The sequence below is a fragment of the uncultured Streptococcus sp. genome (genome assembly GCF_963516575.1).
Lineage (GTDB): Bacteria > Bacillota > Bacilli > Lactobacillales > Streptococcaceae > Streptococcus.
This window is the reverse complement of the sequence record NZ_CAUQCP010000004.1, coordinates 46,254-62,691: the sequence shown is the minus strand read 5'-3', so window position 1 is coordinate 62,691 and position 16,438 is coordinate 46,254. Positions and strand designations below refer to the sequence as shown.

Annotated in this window: 18 protein-coding genes; 3 read left to right on the top strand and 15 right to left on the bottom strand. The window is 38.6% G+C overall.

Annotated elements, in window-relative coordinates; translation table 11 throughout:
* Positions 1 to 100 precede the first annotated feature (100 nt).
* A complete protein-coding gene (gene rlmD / locus RWM06_RS01550) occupies positions 101 to 1,468 on the bottom strand; it encodes a 23S rRNA (uracil(1939)-C(5))-methyltransferase RlmD (RefSeq protein WP_313969862.1) in 1,368 nt (455 codons plus the stop codon).
* 37 nt (positions 1,469 to 1,505) lie between these two features.
* On the opposite strand from rlmD, the gene recX reads away from it, so the two are divergent.
* On the top strand, positions 1,506 to 2,282 hold the full coding sequence (gene recX / locus RWM06_RS01545) for a recombination regulator RecX (RefSeq protein ID WP_313969861.1): 777 nt from the start codon (positions 1,506 to 1,508) through the stop codon (positions 2,280 to 2,282).
* Between the two features lie 88 nt (positions 2,283 to 2,370).
* Positions 2,371 to 2,904: a DUF402 domain-containing protein gene (locus RWM06_RS01540; protein WP_000775316.1), complete on the top strand. Its 534-nt coding sequence runs from the start codon at positions 2,371 to 2,373 to the stop codon at positions 2,902 to 2,904.
* 357 nt (positions 2,905 to 3,261) lie between these two features.
* Here the strand turns inward: RWM06_RS01540 and RWM06_RS01535 are convergent, their stop codons facing one another.
* From RWM06_RS01535 to RWM06_RS01490, 10 genes are all read right to left on the bottom strand, one after another.
* Positions 3,262 to 4,119, bottom strand: a complete 858-nt coding sequence (locus RWM06_RS01535) for a helix-turn-helix domain-containing protein (RefSeq protein ID WP_313969860.1) — start codon at positions 4,117 to 4,119, stop codon at positions 3,262 to 3,264.
* A gap of 12 nt (positions 4,120 to 4,131) precedes the next feature.
* On the bottom strand, positions 4,132 to 4,905 hold the full coding sequence (locus RWM06_RS01530) for a class I SAM-dependent methyltransferase (protein ID WP_313969859.1): 774 nt from the start codon (positions 4,903 to 4,905) through the stop codon (positions 4,132 to 4,134).
* A 399-nt stretch (positions 4,906 to 5,304) separates the two neighbouring features.
* Positions 5,305 to 6,072 (bottom strand): epoxyqueuosine reductase QueH, encoded by a 768-nt coding sequence (locus RWM06_RS01525; protein ID WP_020900987.1) that lies wholly within the window; start codon positions 6,070 to 6,072, stop codon positions 5,305 to 5,307.
* A 124-nt stretch (positions 6,073 to 6,196) separates the two neighbouring features.
* Positions 6,197 to 7,819 (bottom strand): chaperonin GroEL, encoded by a 1,623-nt coding sequence (groL, locus tag RWM06_RS01520; protein ID WP_313969858.1) that lies wholly within the window; start codon positions 7,817 to 7,819, stop codon positions 6,197 to 6,199.
* A gap of 15 nt (positions 7,820 to 7,834) precedes the next feature.
* Positions 7,835 to 8,119 (bottom strand): co-chaperone GroES, encoded by a 285-nt coding sequence (gene groES / locus RWM06_RS01515; protein WP_313969857.1) that lies wholly within the window; start codon positions 8,117 to 8,119, stop codon positions 7,835 to 7,837.
* Positions 8,120 to 8,274: 155 nt separating this feature from the next.
* Positions 8,275 to 8,670, bottom strand: coding sequence for a single-stranded DNA-binding protein (locus RWM06_RS01510; protein ID WP_000282442.1), 396 nt, complete (start codon positions 8,668 to 8,670; stop codon positions 8,275 to 8,277).
* A 76-nt stretch (positions 8,671 to 8,746) separates the two neighbouring features.
* Positions 8,747 to 9,508: an SDR family NAD(P)-dependent oxidoreductase gene (locus tag RWM06_RS01505; protein WP_313969856.1), complete on the bottom strand. Its 762-nt coding sequence runs from the start codon at positions 9,506 to 9,508 to the stop codon at positions 8,747 to 8,749.
* Between the two features lie 41 nt (positions 9,509 to 9,549).
* Entirely contained in the window at positions 9,550 to 10,176 is a 627-nt protein-coding gene (gene ytpR / locus RWM06_RS01500; protein WP_313969855.1) for a YtpR family tRNA-binding protein, read from the bottom strand.
* Between the two features lie 15 nt (positions 10,177 to 10,191).
* Entirely contained in the window at positions 10,192 to 10,509 is a 318-nt protein-coding gene (locus tag RWM06_RS01495; protein ID WP_000615777.1) for a thioredoxin family protein, read from the bottom strand.
* Positions 10,506 to 10,805 carry a DUF4651 domain-containing protein gene (locus tag RWM06_RS01490; protein WP_033676298.1) on the bottom strand — a complete coding sequence of 100 codons (300 nt, stop codon included), beginning with the start codon at positions 10,803 to 10,805 and terminating at the stop codon, positions 10,506 to 10,508. The genes RWM06_RS01495 and RWM06_RS01490 overlap by 4 nt, the downstream gene beginning before the upstream one ends.
* Before the next feature lie 93 nt (positions 10,806 to 10,898).
* On the opposite strand from RWM06_RS01490, the gene RWM06_RS01485 reads away from it, so the two are divergent.
* Positions 10,899 to 11,030: a hypothetical protein gene (locus RWM06_RS01485; protein ID WP_257960200.1), complete on the top strand. Its 132-nt coding sequence runs from the start codon at positions 10,899 to 10,901 to the stop codon at positions 11,028 to 11,030.
* Positions 11,031 to 11,054: 24 nt separating this feature from the next.
* Here RWM06_RS01485 and RWM06_RS01480 read toward each other — a convergent pair whose 3' ends face one another.
* The 4 genes from RWM06_RS01480 to RWM06_RS01465 form a co-directional block, all read right to left on the bottom strand.
* Positions 11,055 to 12,128, bottom strand: coding sequence for an N-acetylmuramoyl-L-alanine amidase family protein (locus RWM06_RS01480; protein ID WP_313969854.1), 1,074 nt, complete (start codon positions 12,126 to 12,128; stop codon positions 11,055 to 11,057).
* Between the two features lie 119 nt (positions 12,129 to 12,247).
* A complete protein-coding gene (locus tag RWM06_RS01475) occupies positions 12,248 to 13,855 on the bottom strand; it encodes a CTP synthase (RefSeq protein ID WP_173262067.1) in 1,608 nt (535 codons plus the stop codon).
* Between the two features lie 236 nt (positions 13,856 to 14,091).
* Positions 14,092 to 14,679 (bottom strand): DNA-directed RNA polymerase subunit delta, encoded by a 588-nt coding sequence (gene rpoE, locus RWM06_RS01470; protein WP_000418410.1) that lies wholly within the window; start codon positions 14,677 to 14,679, stop codon positions 14,092 to 14,094.
* Positions 14,680 to 14,810: 131 nt separating this feature from the next.
* Positions 14,811 to 16,388 (bottom strand): hypothetical protein, encoded by a 1,578-nt coding sequence (locus RWM06_RS01465; protein WP_313969853.1) that lies wholly within the window; start codon positions 16,386 to 16,388, stop codon positions 14,811 to 14,813.
* Positions 16,389 to 16,438: the final 50 nt, after the last annotated feature.

Sequence of the window (16,438 nt, the reverse complement as noted above, 5' to 3'; positions counted from 1 at the left end):
CCGTGTTACCGCCGTGAAAAGGCGGTGTCTTAACCCCTTGACCAACGGACCAGAGCTGTTATTTTCAACTCTTACTATTATACCCACTTTTCTAACTTTGTCAACTACTTTTTTTATCTTTTTTAATTAATTTTACAACAGCCTCAGTTCGAGCTGTATGTGGAAACATATCGACCGACTGAATATAACGGATATCGTAGACTTCTACTAACCTCACTAAATCACGAGCCAAGGTCGAAACATTACAAGAAATATAAACCATTTTTTCTGGTACATAAGTAAGAATAGTGTCTAATAACTTATCATCCAGACCTGTACGTGGTGGATCTACGATCAGAGCATCTGCTCGGTAGCCTTCCTTATACCAGCGAGGAATAATCTCTTCCGCTGTTCCTGCTTCGTAATGTGTATTGTCAAATCCCATTCTTTTAGCATTTCGCTTGGCATCTTCAATAGCTTCTGGAATAATATCCATACCTCTGAGTGTTTTTACTTTCTTTGCAAAGGCAAAACCAATTGTTCCAACTCCACAATATGCGTCAATCAAATGGTCTTCTTTACTAACATCCAGCGCTTTTACTGCCTCGCTATAAAGGACTTCTGTTTGTTCAGGATTTAGTTGATAGAAAGCTCGAGGAGATAGTGAAAATTCATAATCGAGTACACCTTCTTGAATACTCTCTTCTCCCCAGATAATCTCTGTCTTTTCACCATAAATTTCACTGGTTTTAGCTGTATTTGTATTCACAGCTACTGTCACAACTTCTGGAAAATCTTTAACTAAGTCTTTTACTAGTTGGGTTAAATTAAGCTGACGGTTTGTAACAATAATAATCTGAACCTGTCCAGTCTTTCTTGCTCGTCGGACCATTATCGTTCTAACACCTAGAACTTTTCTCTCATCCGTGATTGGAATCTGGTGATAAGTAAGTAATTCTGCTAGACGATTAGCAATCACTTGAGTTTCCTTATCTTGTACCAGGCAGTCTTTCAACTCTACCAAATAATGAGAGTTTTGTGCATATAAGCCCGCCTTGACCTGATTTTTAAATTTTCGAGTCTGAAATTGTAACTTAGCACGGTAGTACTTTGGTTCCTGCATTCCAATAGTTGGACGGATTTCATAGTTTTCATATCCTGCAGGAGCAAATTTTTTCAGCGCTTGATGAAGTAAGTCCGTCTTGAACTCTAGCTGCTTATCATAATGCAGGTGCATGATTTGGCAGCCTCCACACTCATTGTAAATAGTACATGCTGGCACAACACGGAATTTAGACTTCTTGTTGACCTTCAGTAATTTTGCCTCTACAAAGTTACGTTTAATAGAAGTAATCTGACAATAGATATCTTCTCCTTTGAGAGCACCAGGCACAAAGACTAATGTTTTTTGATAAAAGCCGATTCCCTCACCATTAATTCCCATGCGCTTGATTTTTAATGGTATTTTTTGTTTCACTTTCAGATTCATACCCCTATCTTATCACATTTTGAGTTATAATAGAACTATGAAAATCACAAAACTTGAAAAGAAAAAAAGACTCTATCTGATGGAGCTTGATAATGGCGACAAATGCTACATTACTGAAGATACTATTGTTCGTTTTATGTTATCGAGAGATAAGGTGATAAGCCAAGAAGAATTGAAAGAGATTCAGGACTTTGCCAAATTTTCTTACGGTAAGAATCTAGCCCTCTACCACCTATCCTTTAAAGCTCGCACTGAAAAAGAAGTCAGAGAATATCTGAAAAAATACGATATTGATGAAAACATCGTTTCTCAAGTCATTGCTAATCTTAAAGAGGATAAGTGGATTAATGATGCCCAGTACGCTTATGCTATCATCAATGCCAATCAACTTTCAGGAGACAAGGGACCTTATGTTCTGACTCAGAAACTAACACAAAAAGGAATTTCAAAATCTACTATAGAAGAGAACTTGAAAGAATTTGATTTTTCTGAAGTTGCTCAACGTGTAGCTAATAAACTATTGAAAAAATATGAGGGAAAGCTTCCATCTCGCGCCTTGCAAGATAAGATAATCCAAAATCTGACCAACAAGGGATTCTCTTACTCTGATGCTAAAAGTGCCTTTGACGAATTGGATAGTCAAGTTGATGGAGAAACGACTCAGGAACTCATCTTCAAGGAACTTGACAAGCAATATGCTAAGTATGCTCGCAAATATGAAGGATACGAACTTAAACAGCGTTTAACCCAAGTTTTAGCACGAAAGGGCTACGATTTTTCGGATATAGCAAGCGCTCTCAGAGAATATCTTTAATATTTTCATGTAAAATTCACAGATTTTAGGTAATTTTATGGTACAATAGTAAACGATAAACTTATAAATTGTAGAAAGTTGGTTAGTTATGAAACTTCCAAAAGAAGGCGACTTTATTACAATTCAAAGTTATAAGCATGATGGGAGTCTCCACCGAACTTGGCGGGACACCATGGTACTAAAAACAACAGAAAACGCCATTATTGGTGTCAACGATCATACACTGGTTACCGAAAGTGATGGTCGTCGTTGGGTCACTCGAGAACCGGCTATTGTTTACTTTCACAAGAAATATTGGTTTAATATCATTGCCATGATTCGTGATAACGGAATTTCCTACTATTGCAATATGGCTAGCCCCTACTATCTGGATGAAGAAGCACTGAAGTATATTGATTACGATTTGGATGTTAAAATTTTTACAGATGGAGAAAAACGTCTCTTGGACGTTGAGGAGTATGAGCGTCACAAACGCAAAATGAATTATTCTGATGACTTGGACTATATTTTAAAAGAACATGTCAAAATTCTTGTTGATTGGATTAACAATGGACGTGGTCCTTTCTCAGAAGCCTATGTAAACATTTGGTACAAGCGCTATGTAGAACTAAAGAATCGGTAAAGTTGTCAAAGGTCAGGAACAAAATCCTGACCTTGTTTTTTGGTAGTGTAAAATAAATTGTGTAAAAACAAAAAAGGAATAAATCCATTATAGCAGAGTTACAACACCTTACTAGAAAGAGATTTATGCAGAATTTGTAAAATATATAAAACAAATAGATATACTGTTATTTTTTAATGTCTCTGTTCCTTGTAAGTTTACAACAAACTTATATCGTTTAATACAAAAAATACGAAGATGATTAGTATCAAAAATACAGGTCAACTTCGTATCAAAAAAATTTTTTTGTATTTCCACATAGCATCAATCATTTAGCACAACATTTTAAAAACAATATCTCGACAGAGAAAATGGTGTTTAATCTACCAGCTCATTTAATCGTTTTTGAAAATATAAAGCAATATTTTTAGACTCAATAAACTCAAAATATTTAATAACATTTTGCATTTGCTTAATTCCAGATTCTTTAGATTCAGTCAGATATATTTTATATCCTTCTACAAATTTGAATGTAGATTTTTCAAAAACTTTTGTGTCATCTTTTAATAATTTTTTTAATTTCATTTCAAAGTAGTCTGCATATATTAGATGTGAATTTTCAAGGCAACAGAACCAAAAATTTAAACAAGCTGACACAACTAAATTTCTATTCTTACCGATTTTTTCGTAATAATGTGTACGCTCTAGTATTTCTTTTCCAACTCTGTAAATATAATCTATTTCAAAAAGATGATATAAATTACCAATCAGTGTTATCTCATAGGACTCCCATCGTTCCTTCTGGAATAAATAGTCATATACTAAATTTAGATCATCTCTACTAACTACATGATTACAATCTATCTGATTTAATAATCCCTGAACCATTATTGTATTTATTTTATAAGTTTTTTCCCCACTCTTCTCAAAAAGTTTTTGTTGCTCATTTTTTATTTCCTCCAATCCTTTAGTATTCAAACTATAAAAATTTGGAGATAAATTAACCAAAAAATCATCACGCTCCGATCTTTTATAATGTTCTAGATGATTACAAAAATTCTCTATCGAAACATTGATATTTGATAATAATTCAAAAAATGTTGAAAGAGAAATTTCATTTTCTCCCCTTTCAAATCTAGAAAGTTGAGATTTTGATATAGAATAAGCTGCAGCATACTCTAAAGAATATCCGTTTAATTTTCTAAAATATCGAAAAGCTTCTCCGTAATTTTTCACACTTTCATTCCCTTAACTTTCTTTTCGAGCGATAAACATACCATATTCTTTAGGAATGATTAACATACCATTATTAAACTCACTTTCCAATCTTTTACGTATTATTTCCTCTTCTAGTGAACCTATTTCTGAAATTCCTTTAAACGATTGGATGTATTTAACTAGGTCATCTATACTAGTTACCTGTAACTCATCATCATAGAGTAATGTATCGACAGAGTTAAAATACCTACTCAGGTACCTTTTACCATTTTGTAAAGTAAACCTTTTATTTTCTAAATCTTGATTAACCTCATCTTTAAATAAATTTGCCAAATAATTTACAACTCCATTTTCACCAAATGTAGCACAGTAAAAAACACCTCCTGTTTTTAAGACTCTATCGACCTCAGAAAGAGCTTTAGGAATATCATTTACATGATGTAGAAGCATATTAGCAATAACAATATCAAAAGTTTCATTCTCAAAAGAAATCTTTTGAATATCCATTATCTCATAGTTGACATTGTCTCTATTTCCAATAACTGACTTCGTTGATTTTACCATATCTTTAGAAAAATCTGTAACAATCAACTGTTTCATTTTATCTATAGAATCACTATTACTTTTCCACAGTTCTCCTGTACCACATCCCAATTCTAGAGCCTTTACTCCATCAGCGATTTGGTAGTTAGAAAATATCCAATTATTAAATCCCAATTTATTTTTTGAATACTTCTTATGCAATTCTACTCGAATATCAAGATTATCATGACTTTTATATTGTTCAATTACTTTATCAATCATTTTAAACGACCTCCACTCTATAATTTGACATTATATCACAAGAATAAAGATAGTATTAAATAAGTTGTATAAATGCAAAAAAGGAATATTCCGTTATAGCAGAGTTGTAACACATTTCTATAAAGAAATTTATTCCTACGACTCAGTTTAGCATGCTTAACTTCCTAACTCAAAAACAAAGCATCTATTAATTTATCCGTTCTTCTTTTGAAACAGATTTGAACTGATAATTGCTCGTTTTAATTTAAAAAGCTCTTTTGAGCAAAACTGCATTTTTTTAAGAGTCCAAGGCTTGTTGAAGACTCACAAGCTTTGGACTAGAAATTCAAAGATTGGTCCAACAATTTCTGTCTATCGCTTTTCTACTAGCAAAAAACCTACCTTGAGGCAAGTTTTCATTTATATATCTAATTTTGTAACAGTAAATTTGATGTGGGAATAGTCTTTTTCAACATCCTTATCCAGTAAGAAAGCCGTGGCATCCTTCTTAACCTGAACCAAATCAATATTCTGAGCCTGGGCTGCATAGACGCATCCACAATAACATTGACGGTAGATGTCATACTCTTCACACATCTCCACTGAACGTTTGTAGCCTTGATTTTTCTTGAAATCACTGGGAAGATAGTGAGTGGTATAAATTTTTTGCACATCGATTCCGATGCTGTTAATGGTTTGAGAATTCTTATGAGGACTGATGGTCAAGGCTGAGCCAAAGTAGTCAAAGCCCAAGTCCATAGCCACTTGAGCTGTCTTATCCAGGCGGTAGTCAAAGCAAACCTTGCAACGGTCGCCACCTTCTGGCTCTTCTTCCAGTCCTCGGACTAACTTACGATATTCATTTGGTTCGTAGGGAGCTTCTAGGTATTGAACGTTATTGCCAGTTCGCTCATTGAAATCACTGACAAACTTTTTAGTCACATAGGCACGCTTATGGTATTCTGCCTTGGGATGGATATTAGAATTGGCAAAATAGATAGTCACATCTGCATACTTGGTCAAATATTCTAGGGTATAGGTACTGCAAGGGGCACAGCAAACATGCATGAGAATAGTTGGCCGTTGCTCATTTTTCTCCCATACTTGTACCATCTTCTGCATGACACGGTCATAATTAATCTTCTGATTGGGGTTCATCTTGCTCAGAATTTCTTCTACATCGATCATGTTTTTCTCCTTTTTCTAGTCTTATTTTATCATATAAGTTAGGAGAGCTCAAATCTATTTAAAATAGAAAATCATAAAAGGAGGGAATACGCATCCCTCCTTTTGTATTTTTTATAAGTTGCTTTTACATCATGCCGCCCATCATGCTTGGATCCATGGCTGGAGCTGGGGCTACTGGTTCTGGTTTGTTAGCTACAACTGCTTCTGTTGTCAAAATCAAGCTGGCTACAGATGCTGCATTTTGAAGGGCTGAACGGCTCACTTTAACTGGGTCGATGATACCTTTATCAATCATATTAACCCACTCGCCAGTTGCTGCATTGAAGCCTGTGCCAAGCTCAGCATTTTTCAAACGATCGATAACGATTGATCCTTCGAATCCTGCATTGTGGGCAATTTGACGAACAGGTTCTTCCAAGGCACGGAGAACAATATTACGTCCTGTTGCTTCATCACCTGCCAATTCCAAATTAGCCACGGCTGGGATAACATTTACAAGGGCTGTTCCACCACCTGCAACGATTCCTTCTTCAACAGCTGCACGAGTAGCGTTGAGGGCATCTTCGATGCGGAGTTTCATTTCTTTTAACTCAGTTTCAGTTGCGGCTCCGACCTTAATAACCGCTACACCACCTGACAATTTCGCCAAGCGTTCTTGCAATTTTTCACGGTCAAATTCAGAAGTTGTGGTTTCGATTTGAGACTTGATAACTGCAACACGGTGAGAAATCGCTTCAGGATTTCCAGCACCTTCTACGATAACAGTGCTATCTTTGTCAACAGTTACTCTCACTGCTTGGCCAAGTGCTTCAATTGTAGCATCTTTCAACTCAAGACCTAGGTCTTCTGTGATAACTGTTCCGCCTGTTAAGATGGCGATATCTTCAAGCATTGCTTTACGACGGTCACCAAATCCAGGTGCCTTAACTGCTACTACGTTGAAGGTTCCACGAATCTTGTTCAAAACAAGAGTTGGAAGAGCTTCGCCATCTACATCATCCGCAATAATCAAGAGTGGACGATTGCTTTGGAGAATACTTTCTAGGAGTGGTAAGATTTCTTGGATATTTGAAATCTTCTTATCAGTAATCAAAATGTATGGATTTTCAAGGTCAGCTACCATTTTTTCGCTATCTGTCACCATGTACTGTGAAAGATAACCACGGTCGAACTGCATTCCTTCAACAACTTCAAGTTCTGTTTCCATACCACGTGACTCTTCAATTGTGATAACACCGTCTTTACCAACTTTTTCCATGGCTTCAGAGATGTACTCACCGACTTTTTCAGAACGAGAAGATACGGCAGCAACTTGAGCGATAGCTTCTTTATTAGCAACAGGGATGGCGTTGTTTTTCAAAGCTTCAACTGCTGCGGCAACTGCCGTTTCAATCCCACGACGAATACCGATTGGATTTGCACCTGCTGTGACGTTTTTGATTCCTTCACGGACGATTGCTTGGGTCAAAACAGTTGCAGTTGTAGTCCCATCACCTGCAATATCATTGGTTTTTGAAGCTACTTCTGATACCAATTTGGCACCCATATTTTCAAAATGGTCTTCCAATTCGATTTCTTTGGCAATAGTTACACCGTCATTGGTGATGAGTGGTGAACCGAATGATTTTTCAAGAACAACATTGCGGCCTTTTGGTCCCAAGGTTACTTTAACAGTGTCTGCAAGGATATCGACACCACGGACCATAGCTGAACGGGCATCTGATGAAAATTTAATTTCTTTTGACATACTTACTTTCTCCTTCTATTCTTCAATGATTGCCAAGATGTTAGCTTCGCCTACGATGATGTACTTTTCATCGCCATCTTTGACATCAAGACCTGCGTGAGCTTCAACTAAGACACGATCTCCAACATTGACACTTGGAGCCACCAAGTCACCGTTCAAGGTACGAACACCTTGTCCAGTAGCCACAACTTGGGCTGTTTTGGTTTTTTCTTGAGCTGAACCTGCGAGGACAAAACCTCCAACAGTTTGTTCTTTTTCTTCGATTTTCAAGACCACACGGTCTCCTAATGGTTTCAACATCTGATTTCCTCCATAATGAGATAGATATTATTAGCACTCTTTATATTCGAGTGCTAATTCATAGTTCTATTGTATCACTTGGTCAGAAATAGTCAAGAAAAAAGTCTGACTTTCTCAAGATAAAAAGCCTGAGACCAACTCAGACTTTTCAATTTTTAAAATGGCAATTCTTCCTCTTCCAAAACCAAATCCGCCAGATCTTGTCCTGCATTATTTTCACGCATGGCACGTTGGGCACGACTTTCCAAGAGTTGGAATCCTGTAACAAGTACTTCGGTCACATAATTCATTTGACCATTTTTCTCAAAACGACGGGTACGAAGTTCTCCATCAACGGAAATGAGACTACCTTTGGTTGCGTAGCTTGCCAATGTTTCTGCTAGTCTGCCCCATAGGACCATATTAACAAAATCGGCTTCGCGTTCCCCGTTTTGGTCTTTATATCGACGATTCACAGCGATAGTTGCTCGCGCTACTGACTTGTCATTGTTGGTTTTGTGCAATTCTGGTGTAGACGTTAAACGTCCAATTAAGATAACTTTATTATACATATTTTTTCCTCCTACTTATCTATTCGTAGGAAATCAAAAAAAGTTACAGAAATTTGTAACTTTTCGAGAAAATTTTTTAGTTTTTATGAACCATGAAACCTGTCGCCTGTTGATTGGCCATAATGGTCATATCTGTAATCTGTACACGACGAGGTTGACTGGTCACATAGACTACTGTGTCTGCAATATCCTGAGCTTGCAAGGCTTCGATTCCTTGATAAACCGTCGCAGCCCGCTCTTTGTCACCATGAAAACGCACTGTAGAAAAATCTGTTTCAACAATTCCAGGCTGAATGGTCGTCACCTTGATATCCGTTGCGATGGTATCAATTCGCAGACCATCTGAAAAGGTCTTAACTGCTGCCTTGGTAGCTGAGTAAACAGCGGCACCAGCATAGGCGTAGATTCCTGCGGTTGAGCCCATATTGATGATATGTCCTTGATTGGCTTTTACCATTGCTGGCAAGAAATAGCGAGTGACTGCCATCAAACCTTTGACATTGGTATCCAACATGGTCAGCATATCCAACTCTTCATAGTCCTGATAAGGTGCTAAACCTAGAGCCAGTCCGGCGTTGTTGACCAAGATGTCAATCTGCCCTATCGTTTCTAGAATATCGGAGCAGACAGTCTTCACCATAGTCATATCCGTCACATCCAGTGGAAAGGTCCAGACGGTTTGATTTGGAAAAGTTTCTGCAAACTCCGACTTAAGGGCTTCTAGTCTGTCTGTCCGTCGTCCTGTTAGAACGACATTCTCACCCTGCTCCAGATAAGCACGCGCAATCGCTTCACCAATTCCTGATGTCGCCCCTGTAATCACTACATTTTTTGCCATCTTATTTCCTTCTAGCTGGTCTATCAGATACTGACAGCTTCCTAGGCAGTCCAGTGCTTCGCTGGGTCGAATGGTGTTCCGACAACTTGGTCTTCTGATAATTCAATAATACCACGTTTTTGCGGAGCATTTGGCAAGGCAAGTTCACGAGGGCTACACATCATACCAAAACTCTTTTCACCACGAAGTTCACCTGGGAAAATAAGATTGCCTTTGGGCATCATAGCTCCAGGAAGGGCGACAATAGTTTTCAGACCCACACGCGCATTGGGAGCCCCTGCAACAATTTGCACTGTCTTGTCACTTGCAACTGCAACTTGGCAGATGTTGAGGTGGTCACTATCTGGATGAGCTACCATCTCGACAATTTCACCAACAACAAACTTAGGTTCCTTATCATTTACAATTTCTTCTGTAAAGCCTTCCGCCTGTAATTCTTGGTTCAAACGAGATACTTGCTCATCTGATAAAAAAACTTGACCACGCTCTGCAATTTCAAACAAACTTGAAACTTCGAAAACATTCCACGCCACTGTTTCCCCATTGTCTTTGAGGAAAACACGAGCTACCTTGCCTTTGCGCTCCACATCCAGTTTGGCATCTCCACTGTTTTTCACGATGACCATAAGGACATCACCGACATGTTCTTTGTTATATGTAAAAATCATTGTTTCTCTTTTCTCCTATTTCAGTCCTGCTAAAAAGTCGTTAATTTGTTGCTTACTTTTACGATCGCGATTAACAAAACGACCAATTTCCTTGTCTTTTTCTAGAACAACAAGGCTAGGGATTCCATATACATCCCAGAGTTTGGCCAAATCCATATACTGGTCTCGGTCCACTCGAATAAAGGTGAACTCTGGATTGGTCTCCTCAATTTCTGGCAAGGCAGGATAGATATAACGACAATCGCCACACCAGTCCGCCACAAAAAGAAAGACTTTCTTGCCATCTTTTTCTACTAAAGATGCCAATTCTTCTAAACTTGCTGGTTGTATCATAAGACTTCCTCCTCATAGACCAGGTCCTCATTTTCATAGACAAAGGTATAATGACGGCCATCCTCAAAAATGACGCCACCAACCAAGCTCTCTAGACTGCTTTCATAGACTTGAACATAGAGGGCCGCGATTTCCCCCATGTCTGAAAAATGGTCTCGCACAATCTCTGCCAACTCTTCCTGAGTCTTCATGAGCTTGCGGTCATCTGCAACTTTTTTCGTAGCAAGGGCAAGGCTCCCAATACCAAGCAGAGCCAGACCTGCCATCCACATTTTTTTAGCTTTCATACCATTCATTTTAACACAAAAAAGGCTTTAGGACAAATGAGGAAGCAGCAGAAAAGCAAGTAAAAAGCCTCTTCCTTGAAGGAAAAGGACTTCTTATACTCAATGAAAATCAAAGCGCAAACTAGGAAGCTAGCCGCAGGCTGCTCAAAACAGCGTTTTGAGGTTGTGGATAGAACTGACGAAGTCAGCTCAAAACACTGTTTTGAGGTTGTGGATGAAGCTGACGTGGTTTGAAGAGATTTTCGAAGAATATTATTCTTATCGCCAGGCACCTGAGTTGTCAACGTAGTAACCATCAGGTGTGTAGGTATTGCGAAGCATCTTACCTGATGAAGCTAGATAATACCACTTGCCATTATCTTTGACCCAATCATTCGCTTGCATGGCACCAGAAGAACTTACATAATACCAGTCTCCCTTGTCATAAACCCAAGCGCTTGCTTTCATAGCTCCTGAAGTTGATAAATAGTACCACTTGCCTTGGTCGTAAAGCCAATCACTAGCAATCATAGCTCCTGATGATTTAAAGGCATACCAGTTGCCACCTTGATAGAGCCAAGTTTGATTGAACATGACTCCTTTATCATTCATAAAGTACCAAGTTCCCTTGTCTTTAACCCAAGCATTCTGTACTAATTGACCTTGTTTTTGATAGTACCAGTTTTGGTTTGATTTTAGCCAACTTTCTGCTTTTACAATCGGATAAAGTTCTTTGAAAGATCCTCCATCATATTTATGACTGATAGATTTTAGTTTTTCAAGCTTCAGCTCGCCATTGTCATAGTCTGCCCAAGCAAAGACTTTTTGATCATTGACAGTCTCTGGTAAGGTAGCAGTGTAAGTCTTTGTTTGATAATCCCATTTGGCATCGAGGTAGGTGTATTGATCATTTGATTCTTCAATACGATAGTAGCCTCTCTTTCCACTATCATTATAAATATCATCCACAACTTTCGTTGACCAGGTCTTCACTTCGTTTCCGCTCTTAGCCTCGACCTTGATATCTCCTCTATAGCCATATGGAACATAGAAATTCAGGTAACGCCCCTCTACACCCATCATAGACTTGTCCTTTTCTTGACCTAGGAAATTGACAGTCTGATCTTGACCATTGAGACTAACATTCCACTCGATTTTCTCTGTTTTTGGCAAATCCAAGACTTTGATATCCACTTCATGACCATTATTAAACCGAAGAATCTTGCCATCTTGATACTGTACTCCACACTTAACAACCCATTCTTCTTTAAGCTCAAATGCCTGCCCTGAATGAGGAAAAGCCAGTAAAGCTAGACCAGCTAGAGACAAACCAAATAATGTGATTTTTTTCATCGTAGATCCTCCTTAGGATTTTTTATGTTAATTATATCACTATGTTTTTATTTTGCAACTCATATCCTAAATATGCAAGTAAAAAACCTCTGAGATTCTTCTCAAAGGTTCTGATTTTGCTAATTGCTGTTCTCAACCGCTGCAGTAATAAAGGCAGTGTAGAGTTCTTCTGGGCGATTTGGACGGCTTGACAGTTCAGGGTGATACTGACACGCTACAAAGAATTTATTTTCAGGAATTTCCACGATTTCGACCAAACGATTGTCTGGAGAAACTCCTGAGAAGACAAAGCCTGCTGCCTCAAACTGCTCACGGAAGGCGTTGTTAAATTCATAACGGTGACGGTGACGGCGTTGCACCACTTCTTGATTGTGATAAGCAGCCGCTGCCTTAGATCCACGTTTTAGTTTAGACGGATAAAGCCCCAAGCGAAGGGTTCCCCCCATATCCTCAACGTCAATCTGATCACGCATGATATCAATGATAGGGTATTTTGTTTCTGGTGCAAGCTCTGCAGAATTGGCACCTTCGAGTCCTAAAACGTGACGAGCAAATTCGATACAAGTTAACTGCATTCCCAAGCAGACACCCAACATTGGAACATCATTTTCACGCGCATAGCGGATAGCTTGAATTTTCCCTTCCGTACCACGTTGACCGAAACCACCTGGCACGATGATTCCGTCCGCATCAGACAAGAGCTCTGCCACATTCTCTGCTGTCACATCATTGGCATTGATCCAATTAATTTTAACTTCTGCGTCATTGGCATAACCAGAGTGTTTCAAGGCTTCAACTACAGAAATGTAGGCATCTTGCAACTCCACATACTTACCGACAAGGGAAATCTTGACTTGTTTCTTAAGGTTCATGACCTTGTCCACCATGGCTGACCATTCTGTCATATCTGCTACTGGTGCGTCTAGTTTCAAATGGTCACAGACAATTTGGTCCATACCTTGTGCCTGCAAGTTCAATGGAATTTGGTAAAGATGTTCAACATCCAATGATTCGATGACAGCTTCTGGTGCCACATCACAGAACTGTGCTAGTTTGTTTTTAATTCCTTGACCAGCTGGCTCTTCTGTACGAATAACCAACATATTTGGCTGGATTCCCAATCCACGCAATTCTTTTACAGAGTGTTGAGTTGGTTTGGTCTTCATTTCACCAGCAGCCTTGAGGTAAGGAAGCAAGGTTGTATGGATGTACATAACATTATCCGCCCCTACATCTGCCTTCATCTGACGAAGGGCCTCTAAGAATGGCAAGGACTCGATATCTCCTACTGTTCCACCAACCTCTGTGATAATGACATCAGAGTCAGTCGTTACAGCAGCACGCTTGATTTTTTCTTTCAAAGCATCTGTGATATGAGGAATAACCTGAACAGTTGCCCCAAGGTATTCTCCACGGCGTTCCTTACGAAGAACTTCACTGTAAATTTTACCAGTTGTCACGTTGGAATATTTGTTAAGATTGATATCGATGAAACGTTCATAGTGACCCAAGTCCAAATCTGTCTCAGCTCCGTCATCTGTCACAAAAACTTCCCCGTGCTGGTAAGGACTCATAGTTCCCGGATCGATATTGATATAAGGGTCAAACTTTTGAATGGTTACTTTGAGACCACGATTTTTCAAGAGACGGCCTAGACTTGCTGCGACAATCCCTTTCCCAATAGACGATACCACACCACCAGTTACAAAAATATATTTCGTAGACATAGATTCCTCTTTCTAAAATGCTCAAAGTCTTGTCAACTACTAAGGGACATAGAAAACAAGACCCTACTAATAAGAATAATCTGGGACGACTGCACCAGATTCACAACTAAAATACAAGAAGATAACTTCTTGAAAAAACAAAAATAGCTCCCTAAGAACTAGGGAGCTCCGACCTCTAAAAGAGGTGCCCGAACAATATGATACCTAAAAATAGGATAATTGTCAATAGCTAACTCTTATTCCTCGATGTTTTCAGCATCATCTTCTGAAAACTCGTCATCTTCTTCGTTGAGATCCACGTCTTCACCCAAGTCATCTGGAGCAATCTCGTTGATTTCTGCATCGTAAGCTTCCACTTCATTTTTCTCATCATCTGGATTTTCATCATCATATGAAAGAGCTGGATCTGCTTCGTATGCATCTTCGTCTTCTGGATCATCTGCATTGTAGTCAATCGCATCTGAATCACCATCCATAAAGGCATTGACACGTTTTTTCTTAGCTTTTGGTGCTACTTCATCGTCGTCATTTTCTTCAAGAGCAATGATTTCTTCGTCGATTTCGTCCACACCATACCATGAACGAAGACCCCATTTGTTGTCCCCAAGAGAGATGAAGCTACCGTCAAAGTTCAACTCTGTGTAGAACAAAGGCAAAGCTTCGCGGATATCGCTATTTGATGTTCCAAGGTAGTTTTGAATTTCGTTTACAAGATCGCTAAAATGCATCTCGTGATCGCGACCACGAAGTTCCAAGATAGCACGCGCTACCTCAATCATAGATAGTTCACTTTTTTCTTGCCCAGCAAATACTTCTAATTCCAAAGCGTTTCTCCTCATTTATACTACTATCGCCAGAGCGAACAGACTCTGACCTCATTTTATCATTTACTCTTTATTTTACGATAATTTTGTAGAATAGTCAAAGGTTAAGGGGGAGAAAGTGACAGGACTTTTTATTTCTTTGCTACCCAGCCGATGGCATCGTGAGGTGGGTTTTCTGTATCAATCCAGATGAATTCAATACCGATTTCCCCATTTTTAAACTTAGTCAAACGAATACCGTTGATTTCCAGTTCATTGAGTCGTTGACCTGTCAAGACTTCTCGTTCTTTCAACTGGAAAACACCACGTAAAATCCAATTCCCGAGGATTTCTTGCTTATCGGTAGACTGAATAGCCTTACCAGCTTCTTGATTTATATAGGCGTTAATAACATCACCAGAAGATAAAAAGCGTAGTTTAAAAGTTCTTTCTTCCTTAGATAGAGCTAATTTTTTAGTTCGAGGTTCAAAAGTCCCAAATCCAGAACCAAAGAAATCTGGTCTTTCATCATGGAAGTTCTTAGAGTCAGGCAGAGGAATGTAAACTTCACTAACTGGACGATACACTAACTGCTCAATTTCTTTAATGAGCTTTTCATTGCCAGTCTCATAAACAAAGTTAATCAAATCTTCACGAATCGCCTTCATCTGAGTTTTTTCTTCCTTGCTAGTCCACTTTTTCAAGAGGATTTCTTCTAAGGAGAAAGTCACAAAAGCTAGTTCTTCTGGAGCCAGAAAGTCCTTAAATTTATCCTGAATCTTAAAAATCCGTGGTAAGCGATCTTTTTTTGCTAATTTTGAACCGCCGTTAAAGGCATTGAAACCTGAGTTTTCTTCCACATTTCCATGTTTATCTGTGATAGCCCAAGATACTGTCTCTAAAATATCAGTTTTATCCTTTTCAGCTGTCAGTAAATGAAGATTTTCAAAGAGAGAAAAAGGATCTTCAATATAATGGACATCCCAAGTATCTACTACAATGTCTTTATTATTAAAAGTCATGTGGAGCTGACTGTCAGCTGCCGTGTACTTGTAGTGGTGTTGCCCATCCGTAAATCGAAAATTGGTTGGATTGTTTTTGGTAGTTGATCCTTCAATGACCAGATTATCAATATCGACTGGCAAATAAGTCGTCTCGCCAACAAAAATCTTAGGATTTTCTCCCTTTGGTGTCGGCATCAAAACGTGGTAAACAGCTTCAACATTGACCGAGTCAGAGTTGAATCCCTTGATTTGCGCCTTGGAAGATTCGATTCTCTGATTCCTCAAAGTCGCAATCTTTCGTGCCAACTCTTCATAGCGCTGATAGTTTTTCTTGTCTGCTGTTTCTTTATCTGCTGAGATATCTGCATGGAATTTGATATCACCCAACAATTCCGTCCAATCTTGTGAGTCTTTCTTAAACTGGGCAATTTTTTGGTCTCCAGAATTGATTCCAAAAGACTTGATACCCACTAGGTATTTATGATTTTCATCCACAACGACAGAGGCATCATAGGAAGTATTGGCAATATCTTCCCCAACGGCATTAAATGCTTTTTGAAAAACAGTCTCTTGAAATTTAGAATTAACAATTGGAGCAACATAATTCTCTGTTTGTCCCTCATCTTCTGATTCTGCCTTTTGAGAGAAAGCTTGGCTCAAACTAGCGAAGTTGGTAATTAAAGTTTTGTATTTGTCTTTTTGTTCAGACTTTAGATGTTCCCACATAAGCACCCTCTTTTCTATTTTCAGTATATCAAAAGAAGATTAGTTTTTCA

What these genes read in the sequence shown, in the direction of transcription:
- rlmD (WP_313969862.1), bottom strand. Translation starts at nt 1,468, where the DNA reads ATGAATCTGAAAGTGAAACAAAAAATACCATTAAAAATCAAGCGCATG.
- recX (WP_313969861.1), top strand. Translation starts at nt 1,506, where the DNA reads ATGAAAATCACAAAACTTGAAAAGAAAAAAAGACTCTATCTGATGGAG.
- RWM06_RS01540 (WP_000775316.1), top strand. Translation starts at nt 2,371, where the DNA reads ATGAAACTTCCAAAAGAAGGCGACTTTATTACAATTCAAAGTTATAAG.
- RWM06_RS01530 (WP_313969859.1), bottom strand. Translation starts at nt 4,905, where the DNA reads ATGATTGATAAAGTAATTGAACAATATAAAAGTCATGATAATCTTGAT.
- RWM06_RS01525 (WP_020900987.1), bottom strand. Translation starts at nt 6,072, where the DNA reads ATGATCGATGTAGAAGAAATTCTGAGCAAGATGAACCCCAATCAGAAG.
- groL (WP_313969858.1), bottom strand. Translation starts at nt 7,819, where the DNA reads ATGTCAAAAGAAATTAAATTTTCATCAGATGCCCGTTCAGCTATGGTC.
- groES (WP_313969857.1), bottom strand. Translation starts at nt 8,119, where the DNA reads ATGTTGAAACCATTAGGAGACCGTGTGGTCTTGAAAATCGAAGAAAAA.
- RWM06_RS01510 (WP_000282442.1), bottom strand. Translation starts at nt 8,670, where the DNA reads ATGTATAATAAAGTTATCTTAATTGGACGTTTAACGTCTACACCAGAA.
- RWM06_RS01505 (WP_313969856.1), bottom strand. Translation starts at nt 9,508, where the DNA reads ATGGCAAAAAATGTAGTGATTACAGGGGCGACATCAGGAATTGGTGAA.
- ytpR (WP_313969855.1), bottom strand. Translation starts at nt 10,176, where the DNA reads ATGATTTTTACATATAACAAAGAACATGTCGGTGATGTCCTTATGGTC.
- RWM06_RS01495 (WP_000615777.1), bottom strand. Translation starts at nt 10,509, where the DNA reads ATGATACAACCAGCAAGTTTAGAAGAATTGGCATCTTTAGTAGAAAAA.
- RWM06_RS01490 (WP_033676298.1), bottom strand. Translation starts at nt 10,805, where the DNA reads ATGAATGGTATGAAAGCTAAAAAAATGTGGATGGCAGGTCTGGCTCTG.
- RWM06_RS01485 (WP_257960200.1), top strand. Translation starts at nt 10,899, where the DNA reads ATGAAAATCAAAGCGCAAACTAGGAAGCTAGCCGCAGGCTGCTCAAAA.
- RWM06_RS01480 (WP_313969854.1), bottom strand. Translation starts at nt 12,128, where the DNA reads ATGAAAAAAATCACATTATTTGGTTTGTCTCTAGCTGGTCTAGCTTTA.
- RWM06_RS01475 (WP_173262067.1), bottom strand. Translation starts at nt 13,855, where the DNA reads ATGTCTACGAAATATATTTTTGTAACTGGTGGTGTGGTATCGTCTATT.
- RWM06_RS01465 (WP_313969853.1), bottom strand. Translation starts at nt 16,388, where the DNA reads ATGTGGGAACATCTAAAGTCTGAACAAAAAGACAAATACAAAACTTTA.